General features: G+C 74.9%; 14 protein-coding genes. 1 reads left to right on the top strand and 13 read right to left on the bottom strand.

Going from position 1 to position 18,789, the window contains the following annotated elements; all coding sequences use genetic code 11:
• Positions 1-34 precede the first annotated feature (34 nt).
• From ASF50_RS16285 to ASF50_RS16230, 12 genes are all read right to left on the bottom strand, one after another.
• The gene (locus tag ASF50_RS16285; RefSeq protein WP_056905189.1) at positions 35-1,219 is read right to left on the bottom strand and encodes an acyl-CoA dehydrogenase family protein; all 1,185 of its coding nucleotides are present in this window, start codon (positions 1,217-1,219) and stop codon (positions 35-37) included.
• Entirely contained in the window at positions 1,216-3,162 is a 1,947-nt protein-coding gene (locus ASF50_RS16280; protein WP_056905188.1) for an acetyl/propionyl/methylcrotonyl-CoA carboxylase subunit alpha, read from the bottom strand. Before ASF50_RS16280 ends, ASF50_RS16285 begins: the two co-directional genes overlap by 4 nt.
• Before the next feature lie 63 nt (positions 3,163-3,225).
• Positions 3,226-4,863, bottom strand: coding sequence for a carboxyl transferase domain-containing protein (locus ASF50_RS16275; RefSeq protein WP_082503304.1), 1,638 nt, complete (start codon positions 4,861-4,863; stop codon positions 3,226-3,228).
• On the bottom strand, positions 4,860-6,083 hold the full coding sequence (locus ASF50_RS16270) for an acyl-CoA dehydrogenase family protein (protein WP_321163143.1): 1,224 nt from the start codon (positions 6,081-6,083) through the stop codon (positions 4,860-4,862). The genes ASF50_RS16275 and ASF50_RS16270 overlap by 4 nt, the downstream gene beginning before the upstream one ends.
• Positions 6,080-7,882 carry an acyclic terpene utilization AtuA family protein gene (locus tag ASF50_RS16265; protein WP_082503303.1) on the bottom strand — a complete coding sequence of 601 codons (1,803 nt, stop codon included), beginning with the start codon at positions 7,880-7,882 and terminating at the stop codon, positions 6,080-6,082. Before ASF50_RS16265 ends, ASF50_RS16270 begins: the two co-directional genes overlap by 4 nt.
• Positions 7,879-8,748, bottom strand: coding sequence for a TIGR03084 family metal-binding protein (locus tag ASF50_RS16260; protein ID WP_082503302.1), 870 nt, complete (start codon positions 8,746-8,748; stop codon positions 7,879-7,881). The genes ASF50_RS16265 and ASF50_RS16260 overlap by 4 nt, the downstream gene beginning before the upstream one ends.
• Complete coding sequence (locus ASF50_RS16255; RefSeq protein ID WP_235557714.1) at positions 8,745-9,449, bottom strand: TetR/AcrR family transcriptional regulator; 705 nt, start codon at positions 9,447-9,449, stop codon at positions 8,745-8,747. The genes ASF50_RS16260 and ASF50_RS16255 overlap by 4 nt, the downstream gene beginning before the upstream one ends.
• Before the next feature lie 147 nt (positions 9,450-9,596).
• The gene (locus ASF50_RS16250) at positions 9,597-12,260 is read right to left on the bottom strand and encodes an FtsX-like permease family protein (protein ID WP_056905187.1); all 2,664 of its coding nucleotides are present in this window, start codon (positions 12,258-12,260) and stop codon (positions 9,597-9,599) included.
• A complete protein-coding gene (locus ASF50_RS16245; RefSeq protein ID WP_056905186.1) occupies positions 12,257-12,979 on the bottom strand; it encodes an ABC transporter ATP-binding protein in 723 nt (240 codons plus the stop codon). Before ASF50_RS16245 ends, ASF50_RS16250 begins: the two co-directional genes overlap by 4 nt.
• Positions 12,976-13,179, bottom strand: coding sequence for a hypothetical protein (locus ASF50_RS16240; RefSeq protein ID WP_056905185.1), 204 nt, complete (start codon positions 13,177-13,179; stop codon positions 12,976-12,978). The genes ASF50_RS16245 and ASF50_RS16240 overlap by 4 nt, the downstream gene beginning before the upstream one ends.
• Positions 13,176-13,793 (bottom strand): PadR family transcriptional regulator, encoded by a 618-nt coding sequence (locus tag ASF50_RS16235; RefSeq protein WP_056865012.1) that lies wholly within the window; start codon positions 13,791-13,793, stop codon positions 13,176-13,178. The genes ASF50_RS16240 and ASF50_RS16235 overlap by 4 nt, the downstream gene beginning before the upstream one ends.
• 179 nt (positions 13,794-13,972) lie before the next feature.
• Positions 13,973-16,972 carry a S8 family serine peptidase gene (locus tag ASF50_RS16230; protein WP_156718348.1) on the bottom strand — a complete coding sequence of 1,000 codons (3,000 nt, stop codon included), beginning with the start codon at positions 16,970-16,972 and terminating at the stop codon, positions 13,973-13,975.
• A 594-nt stretch (positions 16,973-17,566) separates the two neighbouring features.
• On the opposite strand from ASF50_RS16230, the gene ASF50_RS16225 reads away from it, so the two are divergent.
• The gene (locus ASF50_RS16225) at positions 17,567-18,325 is read left to right on the top strand and encodes an SDR family oxidoreductase (RefSeq protein WP_056905183.1); all 759 of its coding nucleotides are present in this window, start codon (positions 17,567-17,569) and stop codon (positions 18,323-18,325) included.
• Here the strand turns inward: ASF50_RS16225 and ASF50_RS16220 are convergent.
• Positions 18,309-18,758 (bottom strand): MauE/DoxX family redox-associated membrane protein, encoded by a 450-nt coding sequence (locus ASF50_RS16220; RefSeq protein ID WP_056905182.1) that lies wholly within the window; start codon positions 18,756-18,758, stop codon positions 18,309-18,311. The genes ASF50_RS16225 and ASF50_RS16220 overlap by 17 nt on opposite strands.
• Positions 18,759-18,789: the final 31 nt, after the last annotated feature.

Raw genomic sequence — 18,789 nt, 5'->3', positions numbered from 1 at the left:
ACCCGGCGTGACAGCTGCGGCGGGGGCAGCCCGCTCAGTAGGACTTCGGCAGCCCCAGGGAGTGCATCGAGACGAAGTTGAGGATCATCTCGCGGCTTACGGGGGCGATCCGGCCGACGCGGGTGGCGACGAGGAGGCCGGCCATGCCGTACTCCTGGCTGGCGCCGTTGCCGCCGTGGGTCTGCACGGCGCGGTCGACGACGTCGCAGGCGGCCTCGGCGGCGGCGTACTTGGCCATGTTGGCGGCCTCGCCCGCGGCCATCTCGTCGCCGGCGTCGAAGAGCGCGGCGGCCTTCTGGTTCATCAGCCGGGCCAGCTCGATCTCGATGTGGCTCTGCGCGAGCGGGTGCGCGATGGCCTGGTGGGCCCCGATCGGCACGTCGAAGACCACGCGCTCCTTGGCGTAGGCGGTGGCCTTCTCCAGGGCGAAGCGGGCCAGGCCGAGGGAGAAGGCGGCGGCCATGATCCGCTCGGGGTTGAGCCCGGCGAAGAGCTGCGCGAGGCCGCCGTTCTCGTCGCCCACCAGCGCGTCGGCGGGCAGCTTGACGTCGTCGATGAACACCTGGAACTGGTTCTCCGGGGAGACGATCTCCATCGGGATCGCCCGGGCCTCGAAGCCCTCGGCGTCGGTCGGCACGACGAAGAGGCACGGCTTGAGCCGGCCGGTGCGGGCGTCCTCGGTGCGGGCCACGACCAGCACGTTCTGCGCCTCGTCGATGCCCGAGATCCAGATCTTGCGGCCGTTGAGCACCCAGCCGGCGCCGTCGCGGCGCGCGGTGGTGGTGATGTTGTGGGTGTTGGTGCCGGCGTCGGGCTCGGTGATGGCGAAGGCCATGGTGCCGGTGCCGTCGCACAGCCCGGGCAGCCAGCGCTGCTTCTGCTCCTCGGTGCCGTAGCGGCTGATGATCGTGCCGCAGATCGCGGGGCTGACCACCATGAGCAGCAGCGGGCAGCCCTGGGCGGCGAGCTCCTCGCAGACCGCGGCGATGTCGCCGATGCCGCCGCCCCCGCCGCCGTACTGCTCGGGGATGTTGATACCGAGGTAGCCGTTCTTGCCGATCTCGAGCCACAGGTCGGTGGTCTTGCCGCCGGAGCGGGCCCTCTCGGTGAAGTACTCCCGCCCGTACTTCGCGGCGAGCCGGGCGACCTGGGTGCGCAGCTCGCGGCGCTCCTCGGTCTCGGTGAAAGCGGTGGTGGTGGGCTGGACCTGCGTGGTCATGCGACCTCTCCTTCGACGACGGCGAGAACCTCTCCGGCGGCGACCTGCGCGCCGGGCTGGACGGTGATCCGGGCGAGCGTGCCGTCGGCGGGCGCGCTCACGGTGTGCTGCATCTTCATGGCCTCGAGCACCAGCACGGGCTGGCCCGCGACGACGGCCTGACCCTCCTCGACGGCGACGCTGACGACGGTGCCGGGCATGGGGGCCAGCAGGGAGCCGGCCGCGACCTGCTCGGCGGGGTCGACGAACCGCGGCACCCGCACCAGCCGGGCGTGACCTCCCGGCCCGTCGACGTCGACGACCTCGCGACCGCTCGGGCCCGACACCGCCACGGCGTACGACGAGCGCAGCCCGTCGCGCTCCAGGACCACCTCGGTCGGCCCGGCCGCGACGACGGTGCAGCCCTCCACGGTGTAGCCGTCGCGCCCGCCCCACCACTCCACGACGACCGGCTCGCCGGCGTGGTCGAGCTCGGTGCGCTGCGGCTGGCTCACGACGCTGCGCCAGGCCACCGGGATGCGGCCCTGCACCCGCCGGGCGGCGCGGGCCTGCTCGGCCAGCGCCAGCGCGGCGGCGACGGGCGCCCCCGGGTCGGCGGCGGGGGCGAGCGCCGGGTGGTCGGTGAGGAAGGCCGTGCTGAGGTCGCCCGCCACGAAGTCGGGCGAGCGCAGCACCTGCACGAGCAGGTCGCGGTTGGTCACCACGCCGTGCACCCGGGTGCGGGCCAGGGTGTCGGCCAGCCGGCGCACGGCCTGCTCGCGGGTGGGCGCCCAGGCGATCACCTTGGCCAGCATCGCGTCGTAGTGGGTGGACACCTCGCTGCCGCCGGCGAAGCCGGCGTCGAGGCGCACACCGGGGCGGTTGAGCAGGTCGAAGCGGGCGTCGACGCCGGGCACCTCGAGCACGCTCAGCGGTCCGCTCTGCGGCTGGTAGTCGGCGGCGGGGTCCTCGGCGTAGAGGCGCACCTCGACGGCGTGGCCGTAGGTCTCGCCGATGGCGCGGGGGTCGGGCACGCCGCCCTCGGCCACGGTGAGCTGGAGGTCGACCAGGTCGACGCCGTGGACCAGCTCGGTGACCGGGTGCTCGACCTGGAGGCGGGTGTTCATCTCCAGGAAGAAGAAGCGCTCCGTGGCGGGGTCGTAGAGGAACTCCACGGTGCCGGCGCCGCGGTAGTCGATCGCGGCGGCGGCCGCACGGGCGGCCTCGTGCAGGGCACCGCGCACGGCGTCGGGCAGGCCCGGCGCCGGCGACTCCTCGACCACCTTCTGGTGGCGCCGCTGCACCGAGCAGTCGCGCTCGCCGAGCACGAGGACGCCGTCGCGGTGGCCCACGACCTGCACCTCGACGTGGCGCCCGCGCTCGACGTAGGGCTCCACGAAGACCGTGCCGTCGCCGAAGGCCGACTGCGCCTCGGCCCGGGCCCGCTCGACCTCGCCGGGCAGGTCGGCCAGGTCGCGCACGACCCGCATGCCGCGCCCGCCGCCGCCCGCGGAGGCCTTGACCAGCAGCGGCAGGTCGGCGTCGGAGGCGTCGTCGACGGAGTGGTTGCGCAGCACCGGCACCCCGGCGGCCTCCATCAGCCGCTTCGACTCGATCTTGGAGCCCATCTGCTCGATCGAGGAGGGGTCGGGGCCGACCCAGGTGAGGCCGGCGCCGAGGACGGCGCGGGCGAAGTCGGCGCTCTCGGAGAGGAAGCCGTAGCCGGGGTGCACGGCGTCGGCGCCGCTGGCGCGCGCCGCCTCCAGCAGCAGGTCGACGCGCAGGTAGGTCTCCGCGGGCGTGGAGCCCGGCAGCCGTACGGCGACGTCGGCCTCCCCGACGTAGGGCAGCGCCGCGTCGGCGTCGGAGTGCACCGCGACCGTCGAGACGCCCAGGCGGCGGCAGGTGGCGAAGACGCGGCTGGCGATCTCGGCGCGGTTGGCGACGAGGAGACGGGTGATCACGGGAGGCCTCTCGGGGACGGTGCTGCGGGCACGGCGGTCGGCACGGGGCGGGTCACGGGCGCCTCACATCCGGAAGACGCCGAAGCGGTCGGTGCCGCGGAAGGCGCTGCTGTCGATGACCGAGAGGCAGATGCCCAGGACCGTGCGGGTGTCGCGGGGGTCGATGACGCCGTCGTCGTAGAGCATCCCGGAGAGGAAGTAGGGCAGCGACTGCTCCTCGATCTGGGCCTCCACCACCTGCTTGACGCCGGCGAAGCCCTCGGCGTCGAAGGTCTGCCCGCGCGACTCCGCCGACTGGCGGGCCACGATCTCCATGACGCCGGCGAGCTGGGCGGGGCCCATCACCGCCGACTTGGCCGAGGGCCAGGTGAAGAGGAAGCGGGGGTCGTAGGCGCGACCGTTCATGCCGTAGTTGCCGGCGCCGTAGGAAGCGCCCATGATCACCGTCAGGTGCGGCACGGTGGAGTTGGAGATGGCGTTGATCATCATCGCGCCGTGCTTGATGATGCCGCCCTGCTCGTACTCCTTGCCGACCATGTAGCCGGTGGTGTTGTGCAGGAAGAGCAGCGGGGTGTCGGTCTGGTTGGCCAACTGCACGAACTGCGTGGCCTTCTGCGCCTCCTCGCTGAAGAGCACGCCCTGGGCGTTGGCGAGGATGCCGACCGGGTGGCCGTGGATGCTGGCCCAGCCGGTGACCAGCGACGTGCCGTAGAGCGGCTTGAACTCGTCGAAGGCCACGCCGTTGGTCGCGCCGACGCCGTCGACGACGCGCGCGATCACCTCGCGGGGGTCGAAGGGCTCCTTGAGGTCGCTGGGGATCAGGTCGAGCAGACCGTCGGGGTCGTGGTCGGGCTCGGCGTACGCCGGGTCCGCGGCGGCCCCGGAGCCGCCGGCCTTGCGCCAGTTCAGCCGGGCCACGATGCGCCGGCCGATGCGGATCGCGTCGCGCTCGTCCTCGGCGAGGTAGTCGGCCAGGCCGGAGGTGCGCGCGTGCATCTCCGCGCCGCCCAGCGACTCGTCGTCGGACTCCTCGCCGGTGGCCATCTTCACCAACGGCGGGCCGCCCAGGAAGACCTTGGCCTGCTCGCGCACCATCACGGTGTAGTCGCTCATGCCGGGCACGTAGGCGCCGCCGGCGGTGGAGTTGCCGAAGACCAGCGCCACCGTGGGCAGCTTCATCGCCGAGCTGCGGGTGATGTCGCGGAAGGTCCTGCCGCCCGGGATGAAGATCTCCTTCTGGGTCGGCAGGTCGGCGCCGCCGGACTCCACGAGGGCGATCGTGGGCAGGCCGTTCTCCTCGGCGATCTGGTGGGCCCGGAAGGCCTTCTTGACCGTCCAGGGGTTGCTGGCGCCGCCCTTCACGGTGGGGTCGTTGGCGGTGATCATGCACTCGACGCCCTCGACCACCCCGATGCCGGTGACCATGCTGGCGCCGACGGCGAAGTCGGAGCCCCAGCCCGCCAGCGGGCTGAGCTCGAGGAAGGCCGAGCCCTCGTCGACCAGCAGCTCGATGCGCTCGCGGGGCAGCAGCTTGCCGCGGGCGTGGTGGCGTGCGACGTACTTCTCCCCGCCGCCGGCGACCGCCTTGGCGTGCTCGGCGGCCAGGGCCTCGAGCTTGGCCAGCATGGCCTCGCGGTGGGTGGGCCGGGCGTCGGACGACGTCGGGCTCACACCGGTGCTCGCCTCGGGGGCCGCGCTCATCGGGCGTAGCCCAGCAGCTTGGCGGCCAGGTCGGTGAGCACCTCGGTGGCACCACCGCCGATGGGCAGGATGCGGGCGTCGCGGTAGTGGCGCTCGACCTCGCTGCCGTGCATGTAGCCCGCGCCGCCGTGGAGCTGGACGGCCTCGTGGCACACCGCGGTGGCGGCGTCGCAGGCGGTCTGCTTGGCCAGGCAGGCCTCGGCGATGACGCTCTCGCCGGCGACGTGGCGGCGCACGACCTCGTGGGTGTAGGCGCGGGCCACCTCGACCTGGCGGTGCATCTCGACGAGCTTGTGGCGCACGACCTGGTTGGCCACCAGCGGCTTGCCGAAGGTCTCGCGCTCGCGGCACCACGCGGCGGTGAGGGCCAGCGAGCGGGCGGCGATGCCGTAGGCGTGCACGGCCAGGGCGATCCGCTCGACCACGAACTGCTCGGCGATGAGGTAGAAGCCGGCGTTCTCCTCCCCCACCAGGTGCGACACCGGCACGCGCACGTCGACGTAGGACAGCTCGGCGGTGTCGGAGCAGTGCCAGCCCATCTTGGCCAGCGAGCGGTCGACGGTGAGGCCGGGTGTGCCCTTCTCCACCACGAGCAGGCTGAGGCCGGCGTGGCCCTCGCCGCCGGTGCGCACCGCGGTGGTGACGAAGTCGCCGCGCACCGCGGAGGTGATGAAGGTCTTGGCGCCGTTGACGACGTAGTGGTCGCCGTCGCGGCGCGCGGTGGTGCGGATGCCGGCGACGTCGGAGCCGCCGCCGGGCTCGGTGACGCCGAGGGAGCCGATGAGCTCGCCGGCCAGGGTGGGCCGCACGAAGCGGTCGACCAGGTCGGGCGAGCCGTGGGCGGCGATGTGGGGCAGCGCGATGCCGCCGGTGAACAGCGCCGACATCAGCCCGCTGGAGGCGCCGGCGGCGAACATCGCCTCCTGCAGCGCCACCGAGTGCTCCAGGTCGCCGCCCTGGCCGCCGACCTCCTCGGCGAAGGAGACGCCGAGCAGGCCCTGCCGGGCCGCGGCGCGGTGCAGCGCGCGCGGCACCTCGCCGGCGTCCTCCCAGGCCTGCAGGTGGTGCGCCACCTCGCGGCGCACGAACTCCGCCGCGGTCTCGCGCAGCGCCTGCAGCTCCTCGGCGCGCGTCGCGCCCCGGTCGGTGGCGGGGTCGGTGGCGGGGTCGGTGGCGGGGTCGGTGGCGGGGTCGGTGGCGGGGTCGGTCAGCGTGGTCACAGCAGTCCCTCCTGGACGTGGACGGAGCGGGAGCGGACCCACTCCCCGAGGCCCTTGGCCTGCGGGTCGAAGCGGGTGGAGGCGGCGACGCCGCGGCCGAGCAGGCCGTGGATGACGACGTTGACGGCGCCGAGGTGGGGCAGCAGGTGGATCTCGACGGCGTCGGGCGGCAGGTCGGCGGCCTCCGGCACCAGCTCGCGGACCTTGCGCGGGCTCATCACCTTGGCCAGCCAGGTCACCCGGGCGTCGTAGCGCGGGGAGCCGTCGCGGGCGACCCACAGCCCGATGTTGGCGTCGCCGCCCTTGTCGCCCGAGCGGGCGTGCACGAAGCTGCCCAGCGGCATCCGACGGTTGAGGGTGTCGGCCGGGGCGGGGTAGGGCGAGGGGCGACGGCCCGCGTCGTGGTCGGCCTCGGAGAAGTCGACCGGGTCGGGCACGACCTCGCGGCGGCCGTCGGCGTGCACGACCGTGTGGGCGACCGCGGCGCGCTCGACGTACGCCGGTCGGTAGACGCCGTAGGGGGTGGGCTGCGGCGGGGGGCCGGTCAGGGTGAAGCCGGCGTACGACGCGAGCGCCAGCTCGACCGCGGGGCCGGTGAACGCCTTGGCGCACGGGCCTGCCTCGGGGTCCATGACGGTGCAGCGCAGCAGCACCGAGGCGGCCTCCTCGGTGGGGGCGTCGGGCTGCGGCTGGGCGAGCTGCGACCAGGTCACGCTCTGCGCGCTCAGCCGCGGCTCGAGCTGCGCGCGCACCCAGGCGGCCTTGGCCTCGGTGTCGAGGCCGGTGAGCACCAGCTCGATGCTGTTGCGCCAGCCGCCGAGCTCGTTGACGCAGACCTTGAGCCGCTCGGGCGGGGCCTGGCCGGTGACCCCGGAGACCGCGACCCGGTCGGGGCCGACCTGCTCGAGACGCACGGAGTCGAGGTGGGTGGTGACGTCGGGTCCGAGGTAGCGGGTGGACTGGATCTCGTAGACCAGCTGGGCGGTGACGGTGTCGCAGGTGACCGCACCGCCCGTGTCGTCGGGCTTGGTGATCACCGAGGCGCCGTCGGCGGCGAGCTCGGCGACGGGGAAGCCGAGGGGCACCGCGGGGTCCATACCCGCCTCGATCAGGGCGCGGAAGCCGCTGAAGTTGCCGCCGGTGGCCTGCGTGCCGCACTCGAGCACGTGACCGGCGACCACGGCACCGGCGAGCGCGTCGTGGTCGGTCGGGGCCCAGCCGAAGTGGGCGACCGCGGGGCCGACCACGAGGGAGGCGTCGGTGACACGGCCGGTGACCACGACGTCGGCGCCCTCGCGCAGGGCGGCGGCGATGCCGAAGCCGCCGAGGTAGGCGTTGGCGGTGAGCGCGTCGTGCCAGCCGTGCTCGCGGGCCACCGCCCGCAGGTCGTCGCCCTCGACGTGGGCGACCGCGGGGTCCAGGCCCAGGCCGCGCGCGACCTCGCGGACCTTCTCGGCCAGGCCGGCGGGGTTGAGGCCGCCGGCGTTGGCGACGATCCGCACCCCGCGCTCCAGGGCGAGGCCCAGGCTCTCCTCGAGCTGGCGCACGAAGGTGCGCGCGTAGCCCAGCGCCGGGTCCTTCATCGTGTCCTTGCCGAGGATGAGCATGGTCAGCTCGGCGAGGTAGTCGCCGGTGAGCACGTCGAGGTGGCGGCCCCGGGTGGTGCCCTCGACCATCTCGCGCATCGCGCTGAGGCGGTCGCCGTAGAAGCCGGAGCAGTTGCCGACCAGCAGGGTGCCGGGCGTGCCGGGGGCCGCAGTGGTGGCGGGGGTGGCGCCGGGGGCCGGGTCGGAGGTCATCGCTTCTCGCGTCCCTCGCCCGCGGGGCCGGCGAAGGCCTGGGCGATGTCGAGCCAGTGGTCGGCCTCGGCGCCCTCGGCGGCCAGGGCGGTGTCGCCGCGGTGCACCCGCTGGGTGACGAGCAGGCAGAAGTCGAGGGCCGGCCCGGTGACCCGCTGCGCGGCGTCGTCGGGGCCCCAGGCCCAGGTCTCGCCCGAGGGCGAGGTCAGCTCGACGCGCACCTCCTCGGTAGGAAGGGGCTCGCCGTGCACGGAGTGGGCGAAGCCGCGGGTGCGCACGCCGAGGTGGGCGACGTGGCGGATCCGGTCGCTGGCCGGCGGGGTGGTGCCGAGCGCCTCGTGGACGTCCTGGGCGTGGGCCCAGGTCTCCATGAAGCGCGCCGTGCCCATCGAGGTCGGCGACATCGGCGGGCCGAACCACGGCATCCGCTGCCCTGCCGGCACCGCGCGCAGCGCCTCGGCCAGCCCCGCGCGGGCGGCGTCCCACCGCGCGAGCAGCTCGGCCGGCGGGAGGGCGGCCAGGGCGAGGGCGGCCTCGTCGACGAAGCGGTCGGGGTCGCCGAGCGCGCCGGTGACGACCTCGTCCCACGCCGCCTTCCCCTCGGGGGTGCCGGCACGGGCCGCGAGGGCGGCGACCTCGTCGGTCCACAGCAGGTGGCCGACCTGGGTCGCCACGCTCCAGCCGGGCGCCGGGGTGGGCGTGGCCCAGCCGGCGGCGTCGAGGTCGGCCACCGTCGCGCGCAGCAGGTCGCCCTCGGCGCGCAGGTCCACGAGGAGCGCGTTGAGGAGGCCGCCGGCGGGCTGGGCGGGCGGCAGAGCCACCGCACCGGCCGACGAGGCGGGCGGGCTGTCCGGGGTGCTGGTCATCGGGGCTCCTGCGGGTCGGCGGGCGGGGCTGGCGGGCCGGGCGGGCCGGGCGTGGGGTCGGCGGAGCGCCCGGCGGCGGCCGGGCGGGGCGGCGTACGGGCCAGGGTGGCGTCGAGGGTCAGCGACCACTGGTCGAGGATGCGGGCGCGGCGGCGGGTGTCGTCGGTGATGGTGTCGGCGAGGCCGAGCCCGCGCACGAGGTCGAGGGTGGCCTGCACGAGCTCGCGGGTGCCGGGCTGCTCCTCGTCGGCGTCGAGCAGCTCGACGGTGAGGCGGTGGGCGTCGCGGCCCACCCGCTGCTCCAGCGGTGCGACGGCGGCGAGGAGGGTGGCGTCGGTGCGGGCCGCCACCCACAGCTCGAGGGCCGCGGTGAAGACCGGCGAGGTGAAGTGGTCGCCGAGCATGGCCAGCACGGCGCGGGTGCGGCGGCGCCCCGTGGGCAGCGCGGCCGCGGCCGCGGCGAGCTCGGCGCCGCGCACCTCGGTGAGGTGCTCGACGGCGGCGACCACGAGCGCGTTCTTGGAGGGGAAGTGGTGCAGCTGGGCGCCTCGGCTGACCCCGGCCCGCTCGGAGACCAGCGTGGTCGTGGTGCCGGCGAAGCCGCGCTCGACGAGCAGCTCGACCGTGGCCTCGAGCAGCCGCGCCCGCATGGCGCGGGTGCGCTCCTCCTGCGGCACGCGCGTCGAGGTGGTCTGGGTCACGCCACCACCCTGCCTGCGGACCCAACAAACAGTCAAGCCTGACTTTTTCTGCGGTCCGCCCGTCTTACTGACCGTTGCGACCACTACCCGACAGTCAGGACGGTCGGGTGGTGGTCGCAACGGTCGGTAACACGAGGGAGTGCGGCCTCAGTCGAGCCGCGCCACCAGGGGCAGCCGCGAGCGGGCGGTGAGGCCGACCACCGCGGCGGTGAGCAGCGGCAGGCCGAGCACGACGCCGGTGACCAAGAGCCACGGCACGTCGAGGTAGGTCGCCGGACCGCCGGTGGTCCCGCTGCTCCCGGGCCCGGTGAGCGGGTAGGTGATGGCGACGCCGGGGATCGCCCCCACCAGCGCTCCCAGCACCGCGCCCACGAGCCCCACCACGAGGGCGTACGCCGCGGCGATCGCGCGGCGGGTGCGCGGGCTGGCCCCCACCGCCGACAGCGTGGCCAGGTCGGGCCGGGCGTCGGAGAGGGCCAGGAACGTCGCCGTCAGGGTGCCGCCGAGCATGAGCACCGCTCCCAGCGCGGCCAGGATGAGCTGGACGACCACCGCCGCCTCGTCGGCCTGGTAGCCACGCTCGACGTAGGTCGTGGGGCTCCCGGGCAGGGCCGTCAGGGCCTCGTCGGCCCGCTCCTCGGCGGCGGTGTCGACCGGCCCGGGCACGAGCAGCCCGACCGTGCTGGCGGACCCGCCGAGCTCGGTGGCCACCGAGGACGGCACGACGGCCAGGACGGGGGCCCAGTCGTTCGGGACCTCCACCCAGTCGGCGTCGGCCCTCACGGAGGCCACCGTCTCCGGCCCCCCTCGCTCGCGGTAGGTCCTGGCCACCAGACGCGCCTCGTCGCCCTCGACCGGACGGTCGGCGAAGGCCACGACGCCTCCGGCGGCGAGCACGGCGTCGGCCCGCTCCATCGCGGGGCCGTCCACGACGCCGCCGAGGAGGGCTCGGGGCATGACGTCGGCGACCAGCACCGAGGCGTCGAAGGCCCCACCCCACGACTGCAGCGCCGACCCGTCGCCGTCGCCGGCCAGCACGCTGAGCTCGGCTCGCGTCCCGCCCTCCCGGAGGACCAACCCCTCCATCGCGGTCACCTCCGCGCCGGGCAAGGTGTCGGCGAGGCTCGCGCGGTAGGCGTCCCAGTCCCGGGGACGGTCGTAGGAGGTGACGAGCATGGCGCCCTCGGCCGCCGTGGGGCGGTAGGTCGCCTCGTTCTGGTGCTCGTCGCTCGACAGCCCGATGCCCAGCGCGACGACACCCGCGACGGTGGCGGCGACGGCGGCGACCGCCGGCACGGTGCGGGTGCGGTGGCGGGCCGCGTCACGGGCCGCGAAACGCAGCGCCAGGGGCAGGCGGGTGGCGAGCCGTGCCACGGCGACGACCACGACCGGCACCAGCAGCACCATGCCCAGCACGGAGACGACGGCCGACGCGGCGATGGCGATCTCGTTCCCGCCACCGACCGCTCCCCAGGCGGCCCCGGCCACACCGGCTCCGAGCAGCACGACACCGAGCAGCGGGGAGCGCCGCGAGGCGCGGGTGTCGCCCCGACGTCCGGCGAGCACCGCCACGACGTCCTGGCGCGAGGCGATCCAGGCCGGCACGGCAGCTGCCAGCAGGGCACTCACCACGCCGAAGAGGGCGATCACCGCCAGCTGCCACCAGCTGACCTCGAACGGGCCGAAGCGCGTGGTGGAGAAGCCCTGCAGGACGGGCAGCAGCGGCAGCGCCGCGATCAGGCCCAGGACCACCCCGAGCAGGGCCCCGGCCAGGCCGAGGACGACACCCGAGGCCAGCACCACTCGGCGGGCCTGGCGCGGCACCCCGCCGGCGGCCGCGAACAGGGCCAGCGTCCGCGACTGCCGACGCGCGCCGACCGCGAAGGCCGGGCCCGCGAGCAGGACCACCTCGATGAGGACCATGACCACCACCAGCACGAGCACCGTGACCGTGGCCTCGTCGAGCCCGCCCGGGGCGGAGCGGACGGCCGGGGGGATCGCGGAGGAGGGCGGCGGATCGGTCACCACCGCGCGGGAGAGCGCGACAGCGCCGATCGCGTTGAGTGCGCGGACGTCCTGCCAGGTGACCGGGGCGCCACCGACGAGCCACGTCGACTCCGTGGAGCGCGGGCCCTCGCCCGGCCCCGCGTCCGGATCGGCCCCGGGGCGGGTCGAGCCGGGCCGGGTCCAGGCCTGCGGGTAGCCGGTGTAGCTGGTCGACTCGGCGATGCCGACGACGTCGAGCACGGCGCCGTTGCGGAGGGTGAGCTGCTGGCCCGGCTCGGCGTCGCGACGCGCCAGCTCGGGGTTGACGACCACCTCGCCCGCGGAGCGCGGCAGCCGCCCGTCGACCAGCTCCACCAGGCCGCGGGTGAGGGGGTCGAGCAGGTCGGTCTCGGTGATGTCGGCCGGGACCTCGCCGCCGTCGGTCCTCACGTTGTAGCTGCCACTCGACAGCTGGACGGCCGGCGCGTCGGGCTCACCCAGGGCCTGGCGCACCTGCGCCAGCGTCGGCCTGCCGGGCTCGCGGCGCGCGCCCGTCGAGGTGAAGCCCATGAACGGGTCGACACCCTGCTCGACCGCGCGGTCGCCCGGGTCGAGGCGCACCAGCGCCTGGGCCGAGCCCAGCCTCCGGTCCAGGCCCTCGACCGGGGAGACCTCCTGGGTCGTGTAGAGCACCGACGCCGCCGAGACCGCCAGCACGGGCAGCGCGATCATGACGAGCACGAGCAGGCTGCGCCCCTTGGCCCGCCGGGCGTCGCGCCAGGCCAGGCGCAGCGGCAGCCGCCAGCCCGCGAGGGGCCCCCTCACCGGTGCGCGCCCTGGTCGAGCAGGGCGTCGACGGGCGTGGCGCCGGAGTCGTCGACGACGACGCCGTCGCGCAGGAAGACCACCCGGTCGGCCCAGGCGGCGTGGCGGGCCTCGTGGGTGACCATGACGCCGGCGGCGCCGGCGTCGCAGCGGGCGCGCAGCAGGCGCAGCACGTCCTCGCCCGACTCGGTGTCGAGGGCGCCGGTCGGCTCGTCGGCCAGGATCAGCCGCCGCTCGCCGACCACGGCGCGGGCGATGGCCACGCGCTGCTGCTGGCCGCCCGACATCAGGTCGGGGAAGCGGTCGGCGAGCTCGCCGATGCCGACCTCCTCCAGCGCGGTGCGCGCGGCCGCGCGGGCGACGCGGGTGCGCACGCCGTCGAGCTCGAGCGGCAGGGCGACGTTCTCCACGGCGGTCAGGGCCGGGACGAGGTTGAAGTCCTGGAAGACGTAGCCGATCGAGGTGCGGCGCATGCGGGCGCGCTCCTTGGCCCCCATCGCCCCGAGGTCGGAGCCCTCGACGCGCACGGCGCCGTCGGTGGGGGTGTCGAGACCGCCGGAGAGGGTCAGCAGGGTCGACTTGCCGGAGCCCGAGGGCCCCATCACCGCGACCAGCTCGCCGGCGTGGGCCGCGAAGGAGACCGCCCGCAGCGCGTGGACCTGCAGGTCGCCCTCGCCGTGCACGCGCGAGACGCGGTCGAGCTCGAGCACCGCGCTCATCGCACGGCCACCCGTCCCCGGGCTCCGCGCGTGGCGCGCGGGCAGGCCGCCAGCCGGCGGGCGCTCTGCGCCAGCCACCGGTCCTCGGCACGGCGCAGCACCACGGCCTGCTCGGCCAGGAGCACGCCGGGCCGGGGCGCCGCGGGCGCGGCGGCGGTGGGGGCACCCGGTCGGGTCGACCGGGACGACGAGGCGCTCATCGCAGGGCCTCGCCCTCGACGCGGGCGTCGGCCGACCGGTCGGCGGCCGACGGCTCGGGGCGCTCGAGCGCGGCGCGGCGCAGCCGGGCCTCGCAGTGGTCGAGCCAGCGGATCTCGGCCTCGGAGGCGAAGACCAGGGAGTCGAGCACGAGGCTCCAGGCGAGGTCGGCGCGCGGCGCCTCGCCCTGACGACCACCGGGGCCGGCCTGACCGGCCTGACGCTTGAGTCGGGTGTAGTCCTGCAGCGCGCGCATCGTGGCGCTGCGCTGCTGCTGGATCACCGCGCCGACGTCGACGCCGGGCACGGTGACCGCGAGGGCGAGCTTGATGGCCAGCTCGTCGCGCGGGGGCTGGGTGCGCGCCACGGGGGTGGTGAACCACGCCGCCACCTCCTCGCGCCCCGCCGGGGTCAGACGCCACCGCTCGTGGCCCTCCGCGTCGGCGCCGGCGGCCTCGACCAGTCCGTCGCGCTCCAGGCGCGTCAGCGTGGTGTAGACCTGCCCGACGTTGAGCGGCCAGGTCGACCCGGTGCGCTGCTCGAACTCCGTGCGGAGCTGGTTGCCGTACATCGGCTCCTGCTCCAGCAGCGCCAGCAGCGCCTGCTTGACCGACATGGGGACCTCCTCGTGGTGGGCGCACCCGCGCCCTACTCGGTATGTATACCACGTATGCATACCGGGTATCCAGCATCGCGGCGCAGGCCCGGAAACACCCGACGGCCGCCCCGCAGGTGCGGGACGGCCGTCGGGTGCTGCTGGGTGCTGCTCAGGTGCTGCTCAGCGGTGCGGGTGGGTCACGGCGTGGCCGTGGTGACCTCCAGCAGCGTGCTGATGCCGGTGTCGCCGTAGAGCACGCGACCGAGGTAGCGGGCGTCGGCGTCGAGACCGGTCCAGGCCAGGGAGTACGTCGACTCCTCGCCCGCGGTGACCTCGAGCGGGTCCGGGGTCGCGGTGAGCGAGCCCTGGGCCGCGGTGCCGAGGTCGTAGACGTCCATCCGGAAGTCCATCGGCGAGCCCTGCGGGCCGGAGGCGAAGCCGTCCACGAAGACCGCGACGGCCGGGGAGTCCGGAGCCTCGATGGTCACCGACTCGTCGGCCGAGCCGGTCGCCGAGACGACCTGGTCGCCGACCGCGGCCGAGCACTCGGCGTTGGTCGGGATGACGGTCAGGTCGAGGTCGGCGAGGTCGTCGGCGGCGTCGACGTCGATGCGCAGCAGCGGGCTGCCCTCGGTGACGGGCACGCAGTAGGCCGCCGAGTCGTTGACGGCCACGGAGTCCTCGACCGAGTCGGCCTGGGCCAGACCCTGGGTGGTGAGGTCGATCGTGCCCGTCGTACCGCTCGTCACGGTGACGTCGACGTCGCTGTCGGCGCCCTCGCCGGAGACGACCGCCGGGGCGTCGAGCGCGACCGGCTTGAGCGCGACCGGCATGCGGGCCGAGGTGGTGCCGGTGAGCTTGACGAAGCCCTTGGCCCAGCGGTTGAGCTCCACGCCGTCCTTGGCGGTGAAGGTGATCACGAGCTGGCGCTTGACGCCGGCCTTGCCCGCGCTGAAGGACTTCTTGCTGACCTGCGTGGTGAAGCCCGGCACGCTGGCCGAGACCTTCCACGTGCCCTTGCCCTGCGTGGTGACGGTGCGGGTGAAGGTCGTGCTCTGGACCACCGCGTGGTCGGCCATCGAGGGGATGTTGACGGCCTTGGCCTCGACCGGCTTCACGCCGGTGTCGAAGCCCTGGTCGGCGATGAGGCCGTACCACTGCCGCGAGGTCGAGGTGACGAAGAGACCCGGGCGGAACATCGAGGCCGGGGTGACCTGGCCGGCGCCCTGGGCGAAGGCGTCGCGCGAGGCCTTGTCGCCCGCGGTGCGGGTGCTGGTGGCGGTGGTCATCATCGCCGACTGGACCATCTGCGGGGTCCAGGTCGGGTTCTCGGCCATCAGCAGCGCGCCGAGACCGGCGATGTGCGGCGCGGCCATCGACGTGCCGGAGTAGAGGTCGAAGTCGCGGTCGCTGTTCGACGGCGGGGCGACCGCGGCGAGCACGCTCTGGCCGGGGGCGGAGATGTCGGGCTTGAGGATGTCGCTCTCGTTGGCGTTGGCCGGGCCCCGCGAGGAGAAGCCGGAGACCTGGGGCAGCGCCGCCGAGGGCAGGTCGGTCTGGTTGCCGGGCAGCAGGGCCGCGGTCGGCGCGTCGGTGTCGAGGTAGGCCTCGATCGCCGGCAGGTCGGTGCTCTGCAGGTGCACGGTCGGCACGGGGTGCAGGTCGGCGTCGAGGCTGCTCTCGGCCGGGTTGACCAGGATCATGCCGACGCCGCCGGCGCGGGCGACCTCCGTCGACTTCTCGACGCGGCCGTAGGTGCCGCGCAGGCAGACCACGACGGCGCCGTCGACGGCGGCCTCGTCGAGGCTGTCGGGCGCGCACAGCCCGGCCTCGGCGGCGTCGCCGCCGGCGACCCCGGCCTCGGCCGCGTCGACCAGCGGGGTCTGCTCCGGGACGCCGGTGCCGTCGATCATGGCGCCGAGGTAGCGGGTGCCGTCACCGAGCTCGACGGTGCCGTCGAAGTTGCGGTACGTCGACGCCGCCACGGTGGTCAGCCAGGGGCTGTTGTGGGCGACGGTCGAGGCGGTCGGGCCGCTGTTGCCGGCCGAGGCGGCGACGAAGACGCCCGCGTCGGCCGCGCCGGCGAAGGCGATCTCGACCGGGTCGACGACGGTGTCGGTCGCGCCGGAGATCGAGAAGTTGATGACGTCGACGCCGTCGCGCACGGCGTCGTCGATCGCGGAGAGGATCGCGTCGGTGTAGCAGCCGCCGGTGTCGGGGTCGGTGTCCTCCCAGCAGACCTTGTAGGAGGCGATCGAGGCGCCGGGCACCATGCCGGTGACCTCGCCGAACTCGATGCCGTCGACGCTCACGTCGTCGACGACGTTGCCGGCCGCGGTGCTCGCGGTGTGGCTGCCGTGGCCGCCGCCGTCGCGCGGGGAGATGAACTCGCCCTCGGCGACCTCCTCGGGGGGCACGGTGTCGACGAAGGTGTCGGGGTAGTAGCGCGCGCCGATGATCTTGGTCGAGCAGTCGCTGAGGTCCCAGTCGTCGCCGGTGCCGGTCTCGCAGGCGCCGCGGAAGGTGCCGCCGTCGGCCTTCTTCATGGTGGTGTTGCCCAGCGGGTCCATCCGCGCGGCCCACGGGCCGGTCGGGGCGCCGCTGAGCTCCTCGCCGGAGAAGGAGGGGTTCTCGGGCCAGATGCCGGTGTCGAGGTCGCCGACGACGATGCCGGAGCCGGCGTTCGCCTGGGTGCCGTGCTTGGCCCAGACGCCGCTCTTGCCGTACATGCCGAGGGTCTGCGCGGTGTTCTGCGGGACCGCGTCGGGGGTGCGGGCCTCGACCGGCACCAGGGCGTAGACGTCCTTGGCCGCGGCCAGGGCGGTGGCCTGCTCGCCGGTGAGCTGGGCGGCGAAGCCGTTGGTGGCGGTGGTGTAGCTGCGCGTCACGGTGGCGTCGACCGCGGCCGCGACCTGGCGCTGCTGCTTCTCCAGGAAGGTGCGGTAGGCCGTCGCCGCGCCGGAGCGCGGGTCGAAGCTGCGGCCGGCGGCCGGCTTCGTGGGCGCGAGGCCCTGGATGCCGCCGGTGTAGGCCGCGGCGCTGGGCTGCTGCATGAGGACGATGTAGCGACCGGCCTCGTAGGCGTCCACGGCGGCCCGGTCGAGCTTCTTGATGCCGCCGGCGCTGTCGGCGGCCTGGGCGGGTGCGACGGTCGAGACCGTCGCCACCAGCCCTACCGCGATCGCGCTCGCGGACACGACGCCCAGTGCGCGCTGGCGCGCACTGCGACGGGCGTGAAGATTCGTCACGAAAACTCCCTCACTCCGAGACGACCACGTGCCGACACCCGATGTTCCGGCAAATGACGCGGCCAGAAGACACCTGAATCCATCCGACCGGGTGATGTCAACGGCCCCGGCACCATGGATTCGAACCGTGTCTCATCCGAGACCTTGCGTGGCCCGGGTCACTCCGACGGCTCCGCGGGGCTGGTGGGGCGGTGCCGCGGGCCGCGGGTTTCGCCAGCCAGCCGGTGAAACCCGCACCTGTCGGCCCACGCGTCGGCCGACAGGTGCGGGTCCGGGCCGACAGGTGGGGCTGCCGTGGCTGGTGGGGACGCACGCTCGAGCCCAGCCCCGCGCGACGGCATGGCTGCCCGGCCCGGGCCGACGGGTTCCGGGGCGTCCGCGGGTTTCGCCAGCCGGCTGGCGAAACCCGCACCTGTCGGCCCACGCCTCGGCCGACAAGCGCGGGTCCGGGCCGACCGGTGGGGCGGAGGTGGCGGGTGGGACGACGGGGGTACGCCGGAGCCGGTGGCGGTCGGTGGGGGGTGCTGCGCCAGACTCGGGGCCATGCCGACCACCCTGATCACCGGCGCCTCCTCCGGGCTCGGCGCGGAGATGGCCCGCCAGCTCGCCGCCCGCGGGCACGACCTCGCCCTGTGCGCCCGGCGCACCGACCGCCTCGAGCAGTTGCGCGAGGAGGTGCTGGCCGCCCACCCCGGGCGGCGTGTCGAGCTGCGCGCCCTCGACGTCACCGACCACGAGGCCGTGCCGGCCGTGGTGGAGGACTTCCGCGCCACCTTCGGCCACCTCGACCGGGTGGTGGTCAACGCGGGGCTCGGCAAGGGCGCCGCGCTCGGCACCGGTCGCGCCGACGTCAACCGCGAGACCGCGATGACCAACTTCGTCGGCGCCCTGAGCCAGGTGGAGGCGGCCATGGCCGTCTTCCGCGCCCAGGAGGCCGGCCACCTGGTCGTGGTCTCCTCGATGTCGGCCATGCGGGCGCTGCCGAGGTCGATGACGACCTACGCCGCCACCAAGGTCGGCGCGGCGTTCCTCGCCGAGGGCGTGCGCCACGAGCTGCACGGCACGCCACTGGCCCGCACGGTCAAGGTCACCGTGCTCTACCCCGGCTACATCGCCTCGGAGACGAACGACCAGGTCGCCTCGTCGACCCCGCTCATGGCCTCGACCGAGAAGGGCGTGCGGGCGATGGTGGCCGCCATCGAGAAGCAGGTCGACTCCGCGTGCGTGCCGCCGCTGCCGTGGGCCCCGCTGTCGCTGGTGATGAAGCACGCGCCGCTCGGCGTGCTCAAGCGCCTGGTCTGACCCGGCCCTCCCCGGCACCCCGTCGACGTCCGACGAGCTCGACCAGCAGCCCCCAGCCGCCGGTGCACCACAGCGCCCAGGCGACCAGCGGCGGCTGGAAGAACAGCCGGGCCAGCCGCGCACCGTCGGTCTCGAGGCCGAAGGCGTCGGCACCGGTGAGCCACTGGCTCACGTTGCCCGGGAAGACCGCGACGAGGAAGGCCGCGACGACCAGGCCGACCTGCGCCCGTCGCCGCCCGCGCGCCAGCAGCAGCGCCGCGCCGAGGGCCAGCTCGACCACCCCGGAGACCAGCACCACCGCCTCGCGGGCCGGCAGCCATGGCGGCACCTGGGCGAGGAACGCCTCGACGTCGACGAGGTGGGCCACCCCGGCAACCAGGAGGAACGCCCCGAGCACGACCCGCGCCGTGTGGCGTACCCACGCGGTCCTCACGAGTCGCCCGTCACGAGCCGGTCACCGGAGG

It is taken from the genome of Nocardioides sp. Leaf307 (assembly GCF_001423135.1).
In the GTDB taxonomy this organism is placed as follows: domain Bacteria; phylum Actinomycetota; class Actinomycetes; order Propionibacteriales; family Nocardioidaceae; genus Nocardioides; species Nocardioides kribbensis.
This window is presented reverse-complemented; position numbering and strand designations above follow the sequence as displayed.

Excerpts from the sequence above, each read along its gene's own strand:
- ASF50_RS16285 (WP_056905189.1), bottom strand. The coding sequence starts at position 1,219 with ATGACCACGCAGGTCCAGCCCACCACCACCGCTTTCACCGAGACCGAG.
- ASF50_RS16275 (WP_082503304.1), bottom strand. The coding sequence starts at position 4,863 with ATGAGCGCGGCCCCCGAGGCGAGCACCGGTGTGAGCCCGACGTCGTCC.
- ASF50_RS16265 (WP_082503303.1), bottom strand. The coding sequence starts at position 7,882 with ATGACCTCCGACCCGGCCCCCGGCGCCACCCCCGCCACCACTGCGGCC.
- ASF50_RS16260 (WP_082503302.1), bottom strand. The coding sequence starts at position 8,748 with ATGACCAGCACCCCGGACAGCCCGCCCGCCTCGTCGGCCGGTGCGGTG.
- ASF50_RS16245 (WP_056905186.1), bottom strand. The coding sequence starts at position 12,979 with ATGAGCGCGGTGCTCGAGCTCGACCGCGTCTCGCGCGTGCACGGCGAG.
- ASF50_RS16240 (WP_056905185.1), bottom strand. The coding sequence starts at position 13,179 with ATGAGCGCCTCGTCGTCCCGGTCGACCCGACCGGGTGCCCCCACCGCC.
- ASF50_RS16235 (WP_056865012.1), bottom strand. The coding sequence starts at position 13,793 with ATGTCGGTCAAGCAGGCGCTGCTGGCGCTGCTGGAGCAGGAGCCGATG.
- ASF50_RS16225 (WP_056905183.1), top strand. The coding sequence starts at position 17,567 with ATGCCGACCACCCTGATCACCGGCGCCTCCTCCGGGCTCGGCGCGGAG.